The 17,798-nt window shown below is 68.0% G+C and carries 17 protein-coding genes; 9 read left to right on the top strand and 8 right to left on the bottom strand.

Translation table 11 applies throughout. The annotated features are described in order from the left end of the window. Positions 1-39 precede the first annotated feature (39 nt). The gene (locus ACQE3M_RS07580) at positions 40-273 is read right to left on the bottom strand and encodes a hypothetical protein (RefSeq protein ID WP_430504989.1); all 234 of its coding nucleotides are present in this window, start codon (positions 271-273) and stop codon (positions 40-42) included. A gap of 105 nt (positions 274-378) precedes the next feature. Here ACQE3M_RS07580 and ACQE3M_RS07575 point away from each other — a divergent pair, with 105 nt between their 5' ends. Further along, complete coding sequence (locus ACQE3M_RS07575) at positions 379-1,755, top strand: hypothetical protein (protein WP_430504988.1); 1,377 nt, start codon at positions 379-381, stop codon at positions 1,753-1,755. 25 nt (positions 1,756-1,780) lie between these two features. On the opposite strand, the gene ACQE3M_RS07570 is transcribed toward ACQE3M_RS07575, so the two are convergent. From ACQE3M_RS07570 to ACQE3M_RS07560, 3 genes are all read right to left on the bottom strand, one after another. Next, the gene (locus ACQE3M_RS07570; RefSeq protein WP_430504987.1) at positions 1,781-1,927 is read right to left on the bottom strand and encodes a DUF7550 family protein; all 147 of its coding nucleotides are present in this window, start codon (positions 1,925-1,927) and stop codon (positions 1,781-1,783) included. 104 nt (positions 1,928-2,031) lie between these two features. After that, a complete protein-coding gene (locus ACQE3M_RS07565) occupies positions 2,032-2,556 on the bottom strand; it encodes a GNAT family N-acetyltransferase (RefSeq protein ID WP_430504986.1) in 525 nt (174 codons plus the stop codon). A gap of 223 nt (positions 2,557-2,779) precedes the next feature. Then, on the bottom strand, positions 2,780-3,217 hold the full coding sequence (locus ACQE3M_RS07560; protein WP_430504985.1) for a hypothetical protein: 438 nt from the start codon (positions 3,215-3,217) through the stop codon (positions 2,780-2,782). Positions 3,218-3,387: 170 nt separating this feature from the next. On the opposite strand from ACQE3M_RS07560, the gene hisF reads away from it, so the two are divergent. Then, positions 3,388-4,203 carry an imidazole glycerol phosphate synthase subunit HisF gene (gene hisF, locus ACQE3M_RS07555; protein WP_430504984.1) on the top strand — a complete coding sequence of 272 codons (816 nt, stop codon included), beginning with the start codon at positions 3,388-3,390 and terminating at the stop codon, positions 4,201-4,203. Between the two features lie 867 nt (positions 4,204-5,070). Here hisF and ACQE3M_RS07550 read toward each other — a convergent pair. Continuing rightward, positions 5,071-5,751, bottom strand: coding sequence for a carbonic anhydrase (locus tag ACQE3M_RS07550; RefSeq protein ID WP_430504983.1), 681 nt, complete (start codon positions 5,749-5,751; stop codon positions 5,071-5,073). Positions 5,752-5,900: 149 nt separating this feature from the next. Between ACQE3M_RS07550 and ACQE3M_RS07545 the strand changes: the two genes are divergently transcribed. The 5 genes from ACQE3M_RS07545 (at position 5,901) to dnaJ (ending at position 11,387) form a co-directional block, all read left to right on the top strand. Then, positions 5,901-6,908, top strand: a complete 1,008-nt coding sequence (locus tag ACQE3M_RS07545; RefSeq protein ID WP_430504982.1) for a sodium:calcium antiporter — start codon at positions 5,901-5,903, stop codon at positions 6,906-6,908. A gap of 133 nt (positions 6,909-7,041) precedes the next feature. Continuing rightward, positions 7,042-7,380 (top strand): four-helix bundle copper-binding protein, encoded by a 339-nt coding sequence (locus tag ACQE3M_RS07540; RefSeq protein ID WP_430504981.1) that lies wholly within the window; start codon positions 7,042-7,044, stop codon positions 7,378-7,380. 81 nt (positions 7,381-7,461) lie between these two features. After that, positions 7,462-7,977 (top strand): NUDIX domain-containing protein, encoded by a 516-nt coding sequence (locus ACQE3M_RS07535; RefSeq protein WP_430504980.1) that lies wholly within the window; start codon positions 7,462-7,464, stop codon positions 7,975-7,977. Between the two features lie 241 nt (positions 7,978-8,218). Beyond that, positions 8,219-10,147, top strand: a complete 1,929-nt coding sequence (gene dnaK, locus ACQE3M_RS07530; protein ID WP_430504979.1) for a molecular chaperone DnaK — start codon at positions 8,219-8,221, stop codon at positions 10,145-10,147. 79 nt (positions 10,148-10,226) lie between these two features. Further along, entirely contained in the window at positions 10,227-11,387 is a 1,161-nt protein-coding gene (gene dnaJ, locus ACQE3M_RS07525) for a molecular chaperone DnaJ (RefSeq protein ID WP_430504978.1), read from the top strand. A 111-nt stretch (positions 11,388-11,498) separates the two neighbouring features. Here the strand turns inward: dnaJ and ACQE3M_RS07520 are convergent, their stop codons facing one another. Beyond that, positions 11,499-11,990 (bottom strand): hypothetical protein, encoded by a 492-nt coding sequence (locus tag ACQE3M_RS07520; protein ID WP_430504977.1) that lies wholly within the window; start codon positions 11,988-11,990, stop codon positions 11,499-11,501. Between the two features lie 514 nt (positions 11,991-12,504). On the opposite strand from ACQE3M_RS07520, the gene ACQE3M_RS07515 reads away from it, so the two are divergent. Continuing rightward, positions 12,505-14,544: an AMP-binding protein gene (locus tag ACQE3M_RS07515; RefSeq protein ID WP_430504976.1), complete on the top strand. Its 2,040-nt coding sequence runs from the start codon at positions 12,505-12,507 to the stop codon at positions 14,542-14,544. Between the two features lie 98 nt (positions 14,545-14,642). Here the strand turns inward: ACQE3M_RS07515 and ACQE3M_RS07510 are convergent, their stop codons facing one another. Further along, the gene (locus tag ACQE3M_RS07510; RefSeq protein WP_430504975.1) at positions 14,643-15,905 is read right to left on the bottom strand and encodes an MFS transporter; all 1,263 of its coding nucleotides are present in this window, start codon (positions 15,903-15,905) and stop codon (positions 14,643-14,645) included. A gap of 35 nt (positions 15,906-15,940) precedes the next feature. After that, the gene (locus ACQE3M_RS07505; RefSeq protein ID WP_430504974.1) at positions 15,941-16,711 is read right to left on the bottom strand and encodes a hypothetical protein; all 771 of its coding nucleotides are present in this window, start codon (positions 16,709-16,711) and stop codon (positions 15,941-15,943) included. A 423-nt stretch (positions 16,712-17,134) separates the two neighbouring features. Here ACQE3M_RS07505 and ACQE3M_RS07500 point away from each other — a divergent pair, with 423 nt between their 5' ends. After that, complete coding sequence (locus tag ACQE3M_RS07500; protein ID WP_430504973.1) at positions 17,135-17,716, top strand: GNAT family N-acetyltransferase; 582 nt, start codon at positions 17,135-17,137, stop codon at positions 17,714-17,716. Positions 17,717-17,798 lie beyond the last annotated feature (82 nt).

The raw sequence follows: 17,798 nt of genomic DNA, 5'->3' as shown, positions 1-17,798 counted from the left end.
TCCCAGCGACTGCGGGCCGCTCCCGAGCGGCGATCGCGACTACTCCTGGTCAGCGACCGCCCCCTGGGGATCACCCTTGTGCTGGAGGTTCCGGTTGTCCTGGTCCTCAACCGACGTCGCCGGCAGCGGGTCGGTCTCGACCTCGTTTCGGGGGCGTCCCGTGTACGCGTGGCCCGGATTCTCCGCGCAGTGAGCCATCGCGTCGTGGGATCCCTCCCACGGCCCCGCGTCACACTCCTCGGCTGTACAGACGAACACAGTATCACCCGGCATCCCTGTCGAGGGAAACTCAGGTGACGTACAAAAGGCTGTAGGCGGCCGGAACCGGAGCGTTTCCACCGAACGCTTTTGCGGCACGGGCACTCAGCCCGGCATAGCATGCGCGCTCGCCCCGCCCTCCTCGTCGTGGTGATGCTCCTCCTCGCCGGCTGTGCCGCCCCCGTGGCGGCGCCGACGAACTCGACGGCCGGCGAACCAGCCGTGGCCACGGACGCGCCGTCGACGCCGGACGCGACGGCGAACGCGACAAACGCCTCGAACGGGAGCGCCACGAACGCGACGGGCACACCGGCAGACCCTGCTTCGCTGGCGGACACCTACGACATCGAGGTCGACGAGGCCGACCGCTTCGCGGAGCCGCCGGCCCTGGTCTTCGCACGGATGGCCGTGCTCACGAACGAGACGGCCGCGCTCCCGCCGGAGCGGATCCAGGTCTTCCCCGACGGGCGGATGCAGCTCGGATCCGGCGCAGTCCCGCGATTCCAGCGGCTGCTCGGCATCACGTACCCTGACCGGGAGGGGCTGGCTGCCGCGGGCTACGTCGACGGCCCCGACCGGATCGTGGTGAACGAGGCGATTCTCGACAACGAGACGACGACCGAGGCCGTTCTGGCCCACGAGGCTGTCCACATCATCCAGTTCGAGCAGCAAGCGTTCTCGATCACCTCGAGCCGTGTCAACGCCGGCGACCTCCGAGGGACCACCGATTCCCAGCTCGCCTACCGGGCGACGATCGAGGGGAGCGCCGTCTACGCGACCGACGCGTATCACGAGGCGTACATGGACACGGGAGTCCCGCCGCGGACGTCGATGGAATGGCGATACGAGAACGCCTCCGGCGCGACCAGGCTGGCGCTCGGCCCGTACCACTACGGGTCCGAGCACGTCGCGGCCCGCGCCGACGACGCCGGCGACCTGCGAACCGTCTACGAGCAGCCCCCGCGGACGACGAGCGAGGTGATCCACGGCGTGAACACGGACCGGCCCCCGGTCGCCTCGCTCCCGGTCGACGTGCGCGAGGGTGACGCCTGGACCGAGCGCAGCGACCGCCGGGACCGACTCGGCGAGCTCTACTTCCGGGTCGCGCTCGCGACGGAGCTCGACGACGAGACTGCCGCGACCGCTGGCACCGGATGGCGCGCCGACAAGCGGCTCACCTTCGACGACGGCGAGAACCGGAGCTACGTCTGGGTCCTCCGGTTCGCTGACGAGCCGAACGCGACGCAGGCCGAGCGCGCGATGGGTGACTACCTCGACGCGCGCGGCGAGCCGAAGCGAGTTGACACTGCGAACGGCTCGGTACAGGTGTGGACGGCACCGGAGACGAACGCGACGTTCAGGACCGTCAGGGTCGACGACGAAACCGTCGCACTCGTCGTCGGCGACTCGGCGTTCACCGCCGAAACGACCGTCACGGCCGAACGTGACGGTGGAGCCGAGAAGGGAGCAGCAGGCGTGGTCGTGCGGACGCCGTAATCGCGACTGGAAGGGAATTTAAAAATCAGCCGAGCAGCAGCGGCAGGGCGTATGCGACGAGGAGCCCTACGAGGAGGATCACGGCGCCGACGCCGACCTCGCGGCCGCCGAACTCCTGCATCGGGGCGGTTACGCGCTTGTCCGATTCCGAGTCGGAAGAGTGGTCCGTCATGGGAGCGTCTGCGAGCCGCGAGTACAAAAACGCACCTGAACGACGCGGGACTGACGACGATCGGTGCGGGACTGACGATGAACGGCTCGAGACTGACGAGCAGCTCAGCGGTCCCCGCCGGGGAGCGGTTTCCGGAACAGCACGCAGGCGTACACGTTCCCGCCGATCTCGTCGGTCGTGTCGCCGTCCTCGACGAACCCCCGCCGGTCGTAGAAGCGACGACCGACCTCGTTGCCTGCGAGCATGGAGAGAGTGAGTCCCCCGCACGCTGATGGTACCAGCTCCTCGACCCGACTCAGGAGGCCCGTGCCGACGCCCTCGTTCCAGTGATCCGGATCGACGTAGAGCTCCTTCAGGCCGGCGTCGTCGGCCTCGACGAACGGCTTGGTATCGTCGCCCCAGCGGGCGAACGCGTAGCCGACGATTCGGTCGTCGTCGACGGCGACGAGCGTGGCACCGGTCCACGACCGTATCGCGGCCAGCCGGTCCCGAAGCGCGTCCTCACTCGCCGGGTCACGATCCACGACCGATGCGGGGAGGACGTCGTCGTAGGCTGCCTGCCAGCACCGCCGGTTAACTCGGTCGGTCCCCCGAACGTCGGCGAGCCCCTGGAGTTCGCGGATATGCATACGGCGACGTCGATGAGGCGAGTGATAGCCCTATCGGACGTGTGAGAAGAGTTCACAACGACAGTCAACGAGGAACGGGGGTCGTCGACTATTTACTCGCGACGCGATCTTGCCGCTTTCCTCCTCAACCTGTTCAGGCCGCCTGTCCAGGTCGCCTGTAGAGTTGCCGGAGGGTTCGATTGTCCCATTAGATCGCCCATCGGTCGCTCTCCGGCCGAGCGTTTCAGTCGCCGACGCTCTGGCCGGAGGTCGGGGTCGTCGCGTCGACCGCGGTGGTCTCGACGAGCAGGCGGTCGACCTTGGTCTCCGCTCGTTCGACGGCGTCCTGGATGGTGTTGGGGTCCGCGGCGCTCGGGAAGTCGCCGTCCCAGTGGTCGGCGTGGGGGAGGTCGACGACCCAGTCCGGCGCATAGCCCATGGCGACGACGCGGTCGGCGTCCCGGAGCGTTCGCACGTCGAGCGGCTGGACGCGCCCGGTCTCGATCTCGCAGCCGACGCGTCGGCCGGCGTCCGCGACGCGCTTGTGGACGAACCCCGCGGCCTGTATCGGGCCGCCGACGGCGGTCGTATCGTCGGTACTCCGGGCGTTCGCGACCGCGGCGGCGATACGAGCGAACCCTGGTGAGCGCTCACACACGAAGACGAAATGATTGTCAGTCATGGGTTGAGGTGGGACGCGTCCGCATTACGTACGAGTTCGCGTAAACCGTCATAAACACGCCCCCCGTTCCCAGCTCGTAAGAACGGCGCCAGCCCCGGCCGGGGGCGTCGCCGTCGCCGGGCGGACCTCGGACCTTTTAGTACCGTCCGGGTCGTAGCTGCCGGTATTCAATGGCGCTCACGAAGCGAATTATCCCCTGTATCGACGTCGACGTCACGGAGGAGGGCGACGCTGCCGTCTACACGGGTGTCAACTTCGAGAACCTGGAGTACACCGGCGACCCGGTCGAGCTGGCACAGAAGTACAACGAGTCCGGCGCCGACGAGTTCGTCTTCCTCGACATCACGGCGTCCGCCGAGGGCCGCGAGACGATGCTCGACGTCGTCCGCAGCGTCGCCGACGAGGTGTTCATCCCGCTGACGGTCGGGGGTGGCATCCGGACGACCGACGACATCAAGGAGACGCTGCGCGCCGGCGCGGACAAGGTCTCCATCACCACCGGCGCGCTCGAGCGCCCGGCGCTCATCGAGGAGGGCGCCGCCGCGTTCGGCTCGCAGTGTATCGTCATCTCCGTCGACGCGCGCCGGCGCTACGACGACGAGGGTGAACATTACGTCGAGGTCGACGGCGAGTCCGTCTGGTTCGAGTGCACGAAGAAGGGCGGCCGCGAGGGCACCGGTCGGGACGTCATCGAGTGGGTGAACGAGGCCGAGGACCGCGGCGCCGGCGAGCTGTTCATCAACTCGATCGACCAGGACGGGACGAAGGACGGCTACGACATCCCGCTGATGAAGGCCGTCAGCGAGAACGTCTCGACGCCCGTCATCGCCTCCTCCGGCTGCGGCGGCCCGGAGGACGCTTACGAGGTGCTGACCGAGGGCGGCGCCGACGCGGCGCTCGCGGCGTCGATCTTCCACTTCGGCGAGTACACTATCGAGGAGATCAAGGAGTACCTCGACGAACGCGACGTGCCAGTTCGCTTATAAATAGGATCGGCTGTCATCGCGAGTGACACCACTCAGCATACGCAGAATGCTCCTGTCGCTGCGCGTTCGCACTTATAAATAAGATTGGCTATCATCGCGAGTGACACCACTCAGCACACCCAGAAAGCCCCAGCCGCTGAGCGGTCGCGCTGCTCGCTGCGCGCCTCGCCAGCTCACTCGCTCCCTTCGGTCGCTCGTTCGTCGGCTCGGTGCTTACGTCGCAGGGCGTCCCGCGCAGCGGCTGCCCCTTTCAGTCCCGCCCGGGAGTGGTGGCCGGGCGTCGCTCGCGGCGGCTGCCGGGTGGTCGCGGTGCGGGTGCGGCGGCGCGCGCGAGCAACGCGTGCGAGGGAGGCCGAGGCGCGCCGCGCGGTGTCCTCGTGAGCGGAGCGAACGAGGGGCCGGAAGTCGCAGCCCGGACCCGTCCGTCGCAGACGCAACGGAAGCCCGGACCGTCTTCCGAGGCGGACCGGCGCGCCCCGGCCGAGGCTGGGGAGGGCCGAGGCTTGCGGTAGCTGTGCGGTCGTGGTCCTGGCGGTCTGAAAGGGCGACGGCCGGTCGCGCCGGAGGGGAGTCGCTGAGCCAGGCACTATCCGCGGCGGGCGGTGCGGAGAGCCGCGGATATGTCGCGGAGTGACCGCGAGCGGCCGAGGGCTTTCTGGATGTTTGCGTTGCTGGCAAGCGCAGCAGCGTTCGTTCGTTTATATGCGATTTATAAGCAAGAGCCACAGAGAGCTCCCTGAAAACTTGCGCTGCCGTCGAGGTCCGGTTCGCGTTAAACGCCCATCTAGCCTCCAATTTAACGGAAAATGCATCACTGGGTGAGTCGGTGAAGTCAAAAGATCCTTAATTATATATAAAATGTTTAACTCAATAAGTCCACAGCCGATCGATCCGGTCGGCAACCTCCGCATGTTCCTCCTTTAACTCCCCTACGTCGATAGTACCGTCGACGTTGACGACGTGGACCTCCCCGCGGCGCTCGGAGTACACGTCCTGGAAGTCGTAGACGACGCCCACGAGGTCGACGCTGTCGGGGACCTCGTCGCTCCGGCGGAGGAACTCGACCTGCCGGTCGACGTTGTACTCCACGAGCCGGTTGATCGCCTCCGGTCGCGAGAGGTCGTCCGGGAGCAGGTCGAGGCCGACCTCCAGGTGGGGCTCCAGCAGCGCGAGGCAGTGTTCGATCCCCGGCGATTCCGCGACCTCGCCGGTGAGGGCGTCGTAGGTGGCGGTGACCGCGCCGCAGCCGGTGTGGCCGACGACGACGGCCGTCTCGGTGCCCGTGTGCGCGATCGGGTAGAGCACGTCGCCGGAGACGACCTCGCCGACCGCCGTCCGCTGGACGACGCGGTTCCCGATGTTCGCGCACGTGAACACCCGCCCCGGCTCGTCGTTGTCCCACATGTGGTCCTGGAGGACGCGCGAGTCGGCACAGCAGACCGTCACGACAGGCGGCGCCTGGGACGCCTGCACGTCGTCGAACGCGCCCTGGAACTCGCGGGCGTGATCCGCGTTCCCCCGGAGCAGTTCGATGAACGCCTCGCGCATGGTTCGACTGTCGGCGCGCGGCTGTTATACTTTGGTAACACACCACCGGTCGGCGCGCGGATCGGTCAGCAGAACTGGGCTACTCCAGAGACCTGTCCCACCGTCGCGAAAAACCGCCTTTTTATCCGAGTGCGACGACGTTCCGGTCAATGGTCGGGGTACTCGGGTCGCTCGCGCTGGCTGTCGTGACGACCGGCATCATCTGGAAGGGCAGCGAACTGCTCGAGAACTCGGCGGAGCGGTTGAGCAAGCATTACGGGTTACCCCTCGCCGTTCACGGGGCCATCGTCGTCGCCGTCGGGTCGAGCTTTCCGGAGCTCAGCTCCGTCGTGGTGAGCACGCTCCTGCACGACGAGTTCTCGCTCGGGGTCGGCGCGATCGTCGGCAGCGCGATCTTCAACCTCCTCATGATCCCGGCGCTCTCGGCGTTCGCCAGCGAGGAGCTGGAGTCCACGCGCGACATCGTCCACAAGGACGCGCAGTTCTACATTATCAGCGTCCTCGTGCTCTTCGTCACGTTCGCGCTCGGCGCGACCTACGTCCCCGGCGGGACGAACCGGGCCGCAATCTTGACGCCGACGCTCGTGGTCTTCCCGCTCGCGACGTACGCCATCTACGTCTTCCTGCACCACCAGGACACCCAGGAGCACGTCAGCGCCGAGGACGTCGACGTCGAACCGCGTCGCGAGTGGATCAGGCTCGCGGTGTCGCTCGTCGTCATCGCCGTCGGCGTCGAGGGGATCGTCCGCGCGGCGCTCAATCTCGGCGCCATCTTCGACACGCCGAGCCTTCTCTGGGGGCTGACGGTGATCGCCGTCGCCACCAGCCTGCCGGACGCGTTCGTGAGCGTGCGCGCGGCCCGGCGGGACTCGAGCGTGACGAGCCTGACGAACGTCCTCGGCAGCAACACGTTCAACCTGCTCGTCGCGATCCCGGTCGGCGTCATCCTCGCCGGGTCGGTGACGATCAACTTCCTCGTCGCCGTCCCGCTCCTGAGCTACCTCGCGTTCGTGACGCTGGTGTTCATCGTCTTTACCCGCACCGACCTCGAGCTCACCAACACGGAGGCGTGGGTCTTCATCGGGCTGTACGGCGCGTTCCTGCTCTGGATCGGCCTCGAGATCACCGGCGTCATCGAGACGGTCCGGGGACTGTAGGCGGCACTCGCTGGCTGGTGCCTGGGGGCTGCTGTACTTCGGGAGTTGATACGTATACGGCGCGAGCGACCGGTCCGTCGGCCGTCCCGTGACGGCCATCCCGCTTTTGAGCGCGCCGGGAGCAGACCGGCGGATGCAGGACGCAATCTCGCTCGGAGCAGCCGAGGAATCGTGCATCGGCTCGTGTAACGCCGTCGTGAAAGCCACCGAGAACTGCGTCGACGCCTGCTCGCGCGAGGAGGGCAAGGGCGCGTGTATCTGGACCTGTCGCGACGCCGCGACGCTGGCCTCCACGCTGGCATCGCTGATGGCGCGCGGATCGCCACACGCCCCGACCGTCGCCGAAGCCTGCGCGGACGCCTGTGAAGCAGCTGCCGGTGAGTGTCGGGAACACGAGGAGGACGCCCACTGCTGGGCCTGCGTCGAGCCCCTAGAGGAGTGCGCGGACGCCTGCCGCGACCTGGCGTCGTAACTGGTCGGGTGGACGACCTCCAGCGACGGCCGGGTCGGGTGGACGGAGCTATTTTCACCAGGGCCTCGCGTAGCAGGGAGCATGACGGGCATCGAGGAACTCCGGGAGCAGTATTCGGACGTACCGGTAACGGAATCGGTCAAGGAGCTGTCGCCGGCGGCGTTTCAGCAGGCGCTGACGCGCGCCGAGCAGGAGACGGCCGCGAGCGTCGGGTCCGTCGTCCGCGACGAGGCGGAACGGGTCCTGCTGGTCTCGAACGCCTGGAGCGACGGCTGGATCGTGCCCGGCGGGCTGGCGAAGCCCGGCGAGTCGCTCGCGACGGCGGCCGAGCGCGAAGTCCGGGAGGAGACCGGCGTCGACGCGACGATCGAGCGGCCGGTCGAGTTCCGACGCCAGCGCCTGCAACGAGCCGACGGCAGCGACGAGGTGACGATGTGGTTCGTCGGCTTCCTCGCGCGGACGGGCGGTGACGCGCCAGCCGTCGCCACCGACCCGGGGACGAGCGACGAGAGCATTGAGCGCGTCGACTGGTTCGAGGCGGTGCCGAACGACTGCGCGGACCGGACACTGCTGGAACTCGCGGGCGTGCTCGGGTGAGGTGCCGACACTGCCGGATCCCCCAGACGCACCGACGGCCCCCGACAGCCCCTGGAACCGTCCCACCAGATAGGTCCCTGAATCGTCGCCCGTGACGATCGATTTGCAGATCGATATAAAAGGAACGGCCGGCGGGTGACTGGTGGCACGAAAACCGCAAGATAGCGTCGTGGCGGGTCGCTGGCGCTGGCTAGTTCGTCTAGTAACGTTTAACCGGGTTAAGCCGATATGAATGTGTAAGATGGCGAGCAACAAAATTCTGGGTATCGACCTCGGTACCACCAATTCTGCGTTCGCAGTGATGGAGGGCGGCGAGCCCGAGATCATCTCGAACGAGGAAGGCGACCGGACGACGCCCTCGGTCGTCGCGTTCTCCGACGACGAGCGGCTCGTCGGCAAGCCGGCGAAGAACCAGGCCGTCCAGAACCCCGACCGCACGATCCAGTCGATCAAGCGGCACATGGGCGAGGAGGGCTACACCGTCGAGATCGACGACGAGGAGTACACGCCCGAGCAGATCTCGGCGATGATCCTCCAGAAGATCAAACACGACGCCGAGGAGTACCTCGGTGACGACGTCGAGAAGGCGGTCATCACGGTCCCCGCCTACTTCAACGACAAGCAGCGCCAGGCCACGAAGGACGCCGGCGAGATCGCCGGCTTCGAGGTCGAGCGCATCGTCAACGAGCCGACCGCCGCCTCCATGGCGTACGGCCTCGACGACGACTCCGACCAGACCGTCCTCGTGTACGACCTCGGTGGCGGCACGTTCGACGTCTCCATCCTCGACCTGGGTGGCGGCGTCTACGAGGTCGTCGCGACCAACGGGGACAACGACCTCGGTGGCGACGACTGGGACGAGGCGATCATCGACCACGTCGCCGACGAGTTCGAGAACGAGCACGGCATCGACCTGCGCGAGGACCGCCAGGCCCTCCAGCGCCTGAAGGACGCCGCCGAGGAGGCGAAGATCGAGCTCTCGAACAAGAAGGAGACGACCGTCAACCTCCCGTTCGTCACGGCGACGGACTCCGGCCCGGTCCACCTGGAGCAGTCCATCACGCGGGCGACGTTCGAGTCCGAGACCGAGGACCTCATCGAGCGGACCGTCGGCCCGACGGAGCAGGCCCTCGAGGACGCCGACTACGACAAGGGCGACATCGACGAGGTCATCCTCGTCGGCGGCTCCACCCGGATGCCGCAGGTTCAGGACAAAGTCGAGGAGCTCATCGGCCAGGAGCCGAAGAAGAACGTCAACCCGGACGAGGCCGTCGCGCTCGGTGCGGCCATCCAGGGCGGCGTGCTCGGCGGCGAGGTCGACGACATCGTCCTGCTCGACGTGACGCCCCTCTCGCTCGGTATCGAGGTCAAGGGCGGCCTCTTCGAGCGCCTCATCGACAAGAACACCACCATCCCGACGGAGGAGTCGAAGGTGTTCACCACGGCCGCGGACAACCAGACGTCCGTCCAGGTCCGCGTCTTCCAGGGCGAGCGCGAGATCGCCGAGGAGAACGAGCTGCTCGGCGAGTTCCAGCTGACCGGCATCCCGCCGGCGCCGGCCGGGACCCCGCAGATCGAGGTCTCCTTCAGCATCGACGAGAACGGCATCGTCAACGTCGAGGCCGAGGACCAGGGCTCCGGCAACGCCGAGTCGATCACCATCGAGGGCGGCGCGGGCCTCTCGGACGAGGAGATCGAGCAGATGCAGGAGGAGGCCGAACAGCACGCCGAGGAGGACGAGGAACGTCGCCAGCGCATCGAAGCGCGCAACGAGGCCGAGTCCTCGATCCAGCGCGCCGAGAAGCTCCTCGAGGAGAACGAGGAGGAAGTCGACGAGGACCTCGCCGCCGACATCGAGGCGGCCATCGAGGACGTCGAGGAGGTTCTCGAAGAGGAGGACGCCTCCGTCGACGAGCTCGAACAGGTCACTGAGGACCTCGCCGACGAGCTCCAGGAGATCGGCAAGCAGATGTACCAGGAGCAGGCCGCACAGGCCGGCGCGGCGGGCGCCGGCGGCGCGGCTGGCGGCCCCGGCGGTATGGGCGGCGCAGCCGGCCCCGGCGGCGCTGGCCCCGGCGGTGCCGGCCAGGGCGGCGACGGCGAGGAGTACGTCGACGCCGACTTCGAGGACGTCGACGACGACGCGGACGACGCGGACGACGACGAGTAACGATCTCGTCGCGGGCTGCCCCGCGGACACGCGTTTCAAGTACCACCACGGATTACGACCACCAACGACTACGTAACGCATGAGCGAAGATTTCTACGACATACTCGGAGTTTCGCGGGATGCCGACGAGGACGAGATCCAGTCCGCGTACCGACAGAAGGCCTCGGAGTATCACCCCGACGTCAGTGACGACCCGAACGCCGAAGAGAAGTTCAAGAAGCTGCAGAAGGCGAAGGAGGTCCTCACCGACGACGAGAAGCGCCGCATGTACGACCAGATGGGTCACGAGCGGTTCCAGGAGGCCGAGAAACACGGCGCGACCGGTGGCGGCGGCCGTGGTGGTCGCGGCGGCGGCAGCCCCTTCGGCGGTGGCGCCGGCGGCGGCGCCGGCGGCTTCGAGGACCTGTTCAACCAGTTCTTCGGCGGCGGCGCCGGCGGCGGTGCCCAGGACAACCGGCCGCGGAAGGGCAACGACCTGCGCACGGACCTCACCATCGACCTCGAGGAGGCGTTCGAGGGCGTCGAGAAGCAGTTCGACGTCAAGCGACCCGCCGAGTGTTCGACCTGTGACGGCGCGGGCCACCCGCCCGACGCCGACGTCTCCACCTGTCCGCAGTGTGACGGTCGCGGGCAGGTGACGCAGGTCCAGCAGACACCGCTCGGTCGCGTCCAGCAGACCGGCCAGTGTCCGCGGTGTGACGGCGCCGGCGAGACGTACAGCGAGAACTGTCCGGACTGCGGCGGCGAGGGCGTCGTCCGCGAGGAGGCGACCCTCTCCGTCGAGATCCCGGCCGGGATCCGCTCCGGCCAGTCGCTCCGGATGGAGGGCGAGGGCGCCCCCGGCGAGAACGGCGGCCCGAACGGCGACCTGCTGATCGAGGTCGACGTCGACGTCCCCGAGCGCTACGAGCGCGACGGCGCGGACCTCCGCGTGCGCGAGGCCATCTCGTTCCCGCAGGCGGTCTTCGGCGACACGATCGAGCTCGAAACCGTCGACGGCACTGTCGAGATGGACGTGCCGGAAGGCACCCAGAGCGGCGAGACGTTCCGCCTCCGCGGCAAGGGGATGCCCCGGATCCGCGGCCGCGGCCGCGGCGACCTCCTCGTCAAGGTGCAGGTCGTCGTCCCCGACTCCCTTTCCGACGAGCAGCGGGACGCCCTCGAGGCGTTCGCCGAAGCCGGCGGCGAGGAGATCGACGTCGAACAGGGCTTCTTCGAGCGGCTGAAGAGCTCCTTCTGACCGCCGAAAAGCCTCTTTTGACCATCTGAGGGCCGATATCGTCGCTCCCGACGGTTCTTCTGCGTCGCGTTCGTCGTTCCTTCAGACTCTCGCCCGTCGTTGCCGGCGCGGTCAGCCGCGCACGTACACCGTGTGAAGCAGCGAGAGCGTGATGCCGAACGCGAGGTGCCCGATGGTCACCGCGGCGAACCCGGACGGCGTCATCACGAACCCGAAGCTGCCGCCGAGGACGTCCGAGAGCGTGAGTGCAGCGGCGAGGCCGACCACGCCGACCGTGATGACCGCGCCGAATGCGGTGCCGAGCCCCAGCGAGTTCCAGTACTTGTAGGTGTGACTGCCGATCCGGCGGTGCTGGACCGCCGCGGCGAACACCAACCCGAGCACGGCGCCGTGGAACAGGTGGAGCCCCCACGCGGCCACGGGCCCTGGTCCTGTCGAGCCGTAGACGGCGGATATCGACGTGACGAGCGCGGCCTCCGGGAGCGCGAACGTCGTCAGCGCGCCGAACAGGAGCGCGCCGATAACGCCGCCGCCGGCGCCGACGATCCAGCGACGGCCGTCGAGCGAGTCGCCCGCGTACAGCGTCGCCTCATCGGTTGCCATGTGGTACCATACAACGCGACGATTGTTAACGGTGTCGACCGTACGTATAAAAGAGTCACACAGGGGTCGACGGGCCACCGTGTCCTGTGGCGGGAACGGCCACGAGCGCCGACGCGGCCAGCCACGTCGCTTTCCGGCCTGCTGGGTGGATTCGCGTGCATGCACGAGCTCAGCGACCTGGCCGTGCGGAATCAGTGGGGTCGCACACCTGCCAACCGATCGCCGTTCCGGGTGTAGACACCCATCAGGACCTGTCCACGTCCATCCGGAAGGTGGCGACGTTCTTTAGCTACTACGGCGGCGAAGGTGGTTCCCGGATCGACGTCGAACCCGAGGCGCACCCGAGGTCGTCTTCTCCATCCTCGGAGCGAGAGTAGCCAATATATTTCGCGAATCTCTGTGTTGCTTATATAAACCTCGCACCGACTCTCGTATCCCAACTCGAAGCCGAGAATGACGATCCACATTATTCAAGAAAGTTACTTACCGACCCGACCGAAAGCACCGAACAGCTATGGATCAGCTCGAGGGGATCGACGAGGTCGTCCACGAACCGAGCCGGGAGTTCGTGGAGTCGACTAACGTCTACGAGTTCATGCAGGAGTACGACATCGACGACTACGACGAGCTCATCCAGCGAACCACGGAGGGGATCGAGGGCGTCGAGGACTCCGGCGTCGAGTGGTTCTGGGACGAGATCGTCGACTACCTCGGCATCGACTTCTACGAGGATTACGACCAGGTGCGCGACGACGCCGAGGGCCCGCAGTTCACCGACTGGTACGTCGGCGGCGAGATCAACGCCGCGCACAACGTCGTCGACCGCCACGCCGCCGTCGACTCGCCGAATCGGAACAACGTCGCGCTCATCTGGGAGGGCGAGCCCGGCGACGTTCGCGAGATCACCTTCCACGAGCTCCACCGGCAGTCCAATCGCGTCGCCAACTACCTCGAGTCGGTCGGCGTCGAGACCGGCGACACCGTCGGGCTCTACATGCCGATGGTGCCGGAGGTCGTCTCCATCCTCTACGGCTGCCTGAAGGTCGGCGCCATCGCGGTCCCCATCTTCTCCGGTTTCGGCACGGAGGCGACGGCGACGCGCATCGCCGACAGCGAGCCCGAGGTCCTGTTCACGGGCGACGGCTTCTACCGCCGGGGCGACGAGGTCCGGCTGAAGGCCGACTGCGATACCGCCATCGACGCCGCCGGCCACGTCGAGCACACCGTCGTCTACGACCGGCTCGGGCTCACGCCCGCGAGCGGCGATCCCGACGACTCCGGGGCGACCTCAGCGGCGGCGCAGATCCCCTGGGACGACGACCGCGACGAGACCTGGGACGACGCGGTCGCCACGCAGTCGCCGGAGTACGACACCAAGTCGCTCCCCGCGGACCAGGAGTCGATGCTGCTGTACTCCTCCGGCACGACCGGCGAGCCGAAGGGCATCGTCCACACGCACGCGGGCGTGCTCACCCAGTGTGCGAAGGAGATCTACTTCGGCTTCGACCACAAGGACCACGACCGGTTCTTCTGGGTCTCCGACATCGGCTGGATGATGGGCCCGTGGACGCTCATCGGGAACCACACCTTCGGCGGCACCGTGTTCATGTACGAGGGCGCGCCGGACCATCCCGAGCCCGACCGCTTCTGGAAGATGATCGACCGCCACGACCTCTCCGTCTTCGGCGTTTCGCCGACGGCGGTCCGGGCGCTCCGGAAGCACGGCGACGAGTGGGTCGCGCAGCACGACCTCTCCTCGCTCCGGCTCCTCGGCTCGACCGGTGAGCCATGGGACTCCGAGTCCTGGCGCTGGTTCTACGACACGATCGGCAACGGCGAGGCTCCGATCATCAACATCTCCGGCGGCACGGAGATCTGCGGCTGCTTCCTGATGCCGATGCCGACCCAGCCCCTCAAGCCCTGCACGCTCGGCGGGCCGGGCCTCGGGATGCACATCGACGTCGTCGACGAGGCCGGCGAGTCGATCAGGGAGACCCACGAGCGCGGCTACCTCGTCGCGCGCGACTCCTGTCCGTCGATGACGAAGAGCCTCTGGTCGGGTGACGAGCGCTACCTCGAGGAGTACTGGTCGACGTGGGAGGACCTCTGGGACCACGGTGATTTCGCGCAGAAGGACGCGGACGGCTTCTGGTTCCTCCACGGCCGCGCGGACGACGCGCTCAACGTCGCCGGCCGGAAGGTCGGCCCCGCGGAGATCGAGAGCGTCCTCATCGAGCACCCGGACGTCAACCAGGCCGCGGTCGTCGGCGTGCCGGACGAGACGACCGGCACTGCCGTCGTCGCGTACGCCGTGCTCGAGGCGGACGCCGAGCCGTCAGAGGACCTCCGCGAGGAGCTCCGGCGGCTCGTCGGCGAGGAGCACGGGAAGCCGTTCCGCCCCCGCGAGATCGAGTTCGTCAGCGAGTTCCCGAAGACGCAGTCCGGAAAGGTCATCCGGCGCGCCATCGCCGCGGTCCACCAGGGAAAGGAGCCCGGCGATCTGTCCTCGATGGAGAACCCGGAGGCGCTCGAGGAGATCCGGGACGCGTCCTGACGGGGCCGGCCCGCTTCAGTACCGCTTTTCGTCGCCAGTACTCCGTCGGTTAGTGGTCGGTGCCTGCTCCTCGCGCGAGAGCCCCAGAACCACTCTCTTCAGGAGTGGATGCGGGCCGCGAGGACGACACAGCCGGCCCCGCAGACCCCGAGCGTGCCGGTGAGGACCAGCGCCGGCGTGTAGCTCCCGAGTCGCTCGAAGAGGAACCCCGCGGCCGGCGGGGCCGTCAGTCCCGCTACGGCCAGCGACAGCGACGCGGCGGCGAACAGGGTGTTCAGGCGGTCCTCGCCGAACAGGTCGGCGATCACCGGGCCGAGTAGCCCGCCGCACCCGCCGTACGCGACGCCGAACACGGCGAATATTCCGAGATAGACCGGTGCGGTCGGGGCCGCGACGAGCGCCACGGTCGCGACCCCCAGTAGTGCGCCGCTCGCAGCGAACGTGGCCGTTCGGCCGAACCGGTCCGACAGTACTCCGACGACGACCCGTGCACCGGTCGTCGTGACGCCGACGACCGTGATCGCGAGGACGCCCACGGTCCGGCCGAACCCGATCTCCGTCGCATGCAACACCACGTGGCTCAACACGACGTACAGCGGCGCGAAAAGCAGCGTCCACCCGAGGAGCACGAGCAGGAAGGGGGTCGACGAGAGGACGGCACGCAAGCTCGTCGGCCGGTCTCGCCCGGCGGGTTCCTCGGCTACGTGTTCAGCCGGCCCCGTTTGGTCGCGGTCGCCGAACTCGATGCTCGGGTCCGCACCGACGTCGGCTGGCTGGTCCGCGAAGAGCAGCGCGACGAGGGTACAGACGACCCCGACGCCCCCGGCCAATGCGAACATGGCCGCCCGCCAGCCGAACGCCGCGATCAGTCGGTTCGTGATCGGCGGAACGACGACGAGACCGAGACCCAGGCCGGCCGAGGCGAGCCCGGCCGCGGCCCCGCGTCGGCGCTCGAACCAGAGCGGGATCGACGCGTAGCCGACGACGTAGAGCCCGGCCATGCCGACGGCGGCGACGACGCCGAACGCGACGAGGAGCTCCGCGTACGTCCGAGCGAGCGCAGTCAGACAGAGCCCGAGCGTCAAGACGGCGCCGGCCCCCGCTGCAACCCGCCGTTGGCCGTACGCGTCGACTAGCTGTCCGGCGCCGACGCCGACGACGTACAAAAGCGCCGTCTGCAGTCCGAACGCGGCCGCCATCGCCGTCCGTGAGACGGCGAACGTCTCGATGAACGCCTCGTAGAACACGCCGAACGCGTAGGAGGTCCCGAAGACGGCCATCGAGGCCAGAAAGCACGCGACCGCGACGAGCCAGCCGTAGTAGATCCGGTCGGCGAGCACGCGACGGAGGGCCGGAACCATCGTCCACCCATCCAGTCGTGGGATATTAAAAGGAACTACAGCGGCACGTCGTCGGGATCGATCGTCGCCGGTTCCGGCCCGGCCCCGACGGCGACCGTGCCGAGCGACTCCGTCTCGACTGCGGCCTCGGAGTCGGCTGCGGCCTCGGAGTCGGCTGCGGCCTCAGTGTCGACGGCATCGGTCAGCACGGCCGTCCCACCCGAGTACAGCGGTGCGATCACCCCCGCGACGACGGCGCCCGGCGTCGCCAGCGAGGTCCGGATGACCACCTCCGTCCCGCCGGCGAAGCCGTAGACGTCCGCGATCTCGGCGGCGGCGCTGAGCACTTCACCGTGGCTCCACTCCTCGTCGCCGGCGGCGAGAACCGGCGTCTCGGGGCCGAACGTGGTCGGCGGGAACGACGGGTTCTCGCTCCACATCGTCTCCTCCCAGTTGGTCGTGTCCGCGCGCTCAGGCTCGCCGCCGAAGACGGCCACCTTCGTCCCCGGGCCCGGATCGTACTCGGCCTCCGACGCGGCGGGAACGAGCAACCCCCGAGCCCCCGATTCGACGCTCTCGGCCGGATCGAACCGCGTCACTGCGCCGAGTAACCCCGCGCCGAGGAACGCGAGGACCGGCTGGAGCGCCGGCACCGGCGCGATCCCGAGCTCGACGCCCTCCCGGACGCCGACGTGCCGGAGCGCGTTCCCGGCCTTGAACGCGTTCGTCAACAGTTCGTGATAGCTCCGCGTTCGCCCGTCCGCGGTTCGCAGTGCCGGGGCCTCGCTCCGTCGGTCGCGAGCCAGCAGGTCGCCGAACACGTCCATGGTCACCGTTCGTCGGGCCCCTACAAAGTCACGGCGACCGCGCGATCGGACCTCCCGTCGAGTCACGGCGGACTACGGCGCTCCGGCGATCACTCCTGGGTGGGACTGAAAGGGACAGGCGTTGCGCGGGACGCCCTGCGACGCTAGCACCGCAGCCAGCGAACGAGCGAAGCGAGTGAGCTGGCGAGGCGCGCAGCGAGCAGCGCGAGCGCTCAACGGCTAGGGCTTTCAAAGGACGCTGAGTGGTGTCGCGAGTGACGATAGCCGATCGTATTTATAAGTGCAATTCCGCGCGACTGCGTCTTTACAAATAGGCCGAGCGGTGTCGCGGGCGACGAGCAGTTCGATCGTCATCACACACGATCGTCGGAACCGATCGGATCGCGGGGAACCGTTTTGAGGCTGGCCGTGGTACCCCCGTCCATGTACGTCCGTGATGCGAAAAACCGGGACGAGGCGTGGTTACTGCACCACATCGAGGAGATGGGGCTCGACGCCGCCGCGTTCCGGTCGCGCGATTACGTCATCGCCGTCGACGAGGAAACGGACGACCGCGTCGGGTTCGGGCGCATCCGGATTCACAAGGGCGAGCCCGAGCTCTGCGAGCTGACGGGCATCGGCGTCCTCGAATCGTGGCGGGGACAGGGCGTCGGCGCCCACGTCATCGAACGCCTGATCGACACGGCCGGCGACGAGGGGTTCGACACCGTGTACACGCTGACCGACCAGCCGAACTACCTGGAGCGGTTCGGCTTCGACCGGCTCGACGACGCGGAGCTCCCCGACCGCCTGCAGGACCGGCTCGCGGAGAAACGCGAGGACGTCAGCGAGGCGGTCGTCGGCCTCGCGCTCGACACCGACGAGTTCGAAATGCCCGCGTATCTCCGGGAGGCGTTCAAGGAGGCGGAGGGCAAGCGTCCCGAGGAGCAGGAGCCCGAGGAATCGCCGGAGGACTTCGGGATCGACCCCGAGAAGGCGTCGTACAAGTACGACACCGGGAGCTGACGGGGCGGTCGGCCCGTCGTCCCGGGAGCGCTTATAAACCCGCGCGCCTCGCCGGGCTTTTCCTGTTCGCTCGCAACCAGCA

Origin of the sequence: Halosubterraneus shenae, assembly GCF_050510935.1 — an archaeon.
Lineage (GTDB): Archaea > Halobacteriota > Halobacteria > Halobacteriales > Haloferacaceae > JBDGPU01.
Note: the sequence above shows the minus strand (reverse complement) of the source record. Positions and strands in the feature narration are given on the sequence as shown.

Bases quoted from the DNA above. Each gene is read 5' to 3' on its own strand.
- ACQE3M_RS07500 (WP_430504973.1), top strand. From the start codon at position 17,135: ATGTACGTCCGTGATGCGAAAAACCGGGACGAGGCGTGGTTACTGCAC.
- dnaK (WP_430504979.1), top strand. From the start codon at position 8,219: ATGGCGAGCAACAAAATTCTGGGTATCGACCTCGGTACCACCAATTCT.
- ACQE3M_RS07570 (WP_430504987.1), bottom strand. From the start codon at position 1,927: ATGACGGACCACTCTTCCGACTCGGAATCGGACAAGCGCGTAACCGCC.
- ACQE3M_RS07510 (WP_430504975.1), bottom strand. From the start codon at position 15,905: ATGGTTCCGGCCCTCCGTCGCGTGCTCGCCGACCGGATCTACTACGGC.
- ACQE3M_RS07560 (WP_430504985.1), bottom strand. From the start codon at position 3,217: ATGACTGACAATCATTTCGTCTTCGTGTGTGAGCGCTCACCAGGGTTC.
- ACQE3M_RS07580 (WP_430504989.1), bottom strand. From the start codon at position 273: ATGCCGGGTGATACTGTGTTCGTCTGTACAGCCGAGGAGTGTGACGCG.
- ACQE3M_RS07565 (WP_430504986.1), bottom strand. From the start codon at position 2,556: ATGCATATCCGCGAACTCCAGGGGCTCGCCGACGTTCGGGGGACCGAC.
- ACQE3M_RS07535 (WP_430504980.1), top strand. From the start codon at position 7,462: ATGACGGGCATCGAGGAACTCCGGGAGCAGTATTCGGACGTACCGGTA.
- ACQE3M_RS07520 (WP_430504977.1), bottom strand. From the start codon at position 11,990: ATGGCAACCGATGAGGCGACGCTGTACGCGGGCGACTCGCTCGACGGC.
- ACQE3M_RS07540 (WP_430504981.1), top strand. From the start codon at position 7,042: ATGCAGGACGCAATCTCGCTCGGAGCAGCCGAGGAATCGTGCATCGGC.
- dnaJ (WP_430504978.1), top strand. From the start codon at position 10,227: ATGAGCGAAGATTTCTACGACATACTCGGAGTTTCGCGGGATGCCGAC.
- ACQE3M_RS07545 (WP_430504982.1), top strand. From the start codon at position 5,901: ATGGTCGGGGTACTCGGGTCGCTCGCGCTGGCTGTCGTGACGACCGGC.
- hisF (WP_430504984.1), top strand. From the start codon at position 3,388: ATGGCGCTCACGAAGCGAATTATCCCCTGTATCGACGTCGACGTCACG.
- ACQE3M_RS07575 (WP_430504988.1), top strand. From the start codon at position 379: ATGCGCGCTCGCCCCGCCCTCCTCGTCGTGGTGATGCTCCTCCTCGCC.
- ACQE3M_RS07505 (WP_430504974.1), bottom strand. From the start codon at position 16,711: ATGGACGTGTTCGGCGACCTGCTGGCTCGCGACCGACGGAGCGAGGCC.
- ACQE3M_RS07550 (WP_430504983.1), bottom strand. From the start codon at position 5,751: ATGCGCGAGGCGTTCATCGAACTGCTCCGGGGGAACGCGGATCACGCC.
- ACQE3M_RS07515 (WP_430504976.1), top strand. From the start codon at position 12,505: ATGGATCAGCTCGAGGGGATCGACGAGGTCGTCCACGAACCGAGCCGG.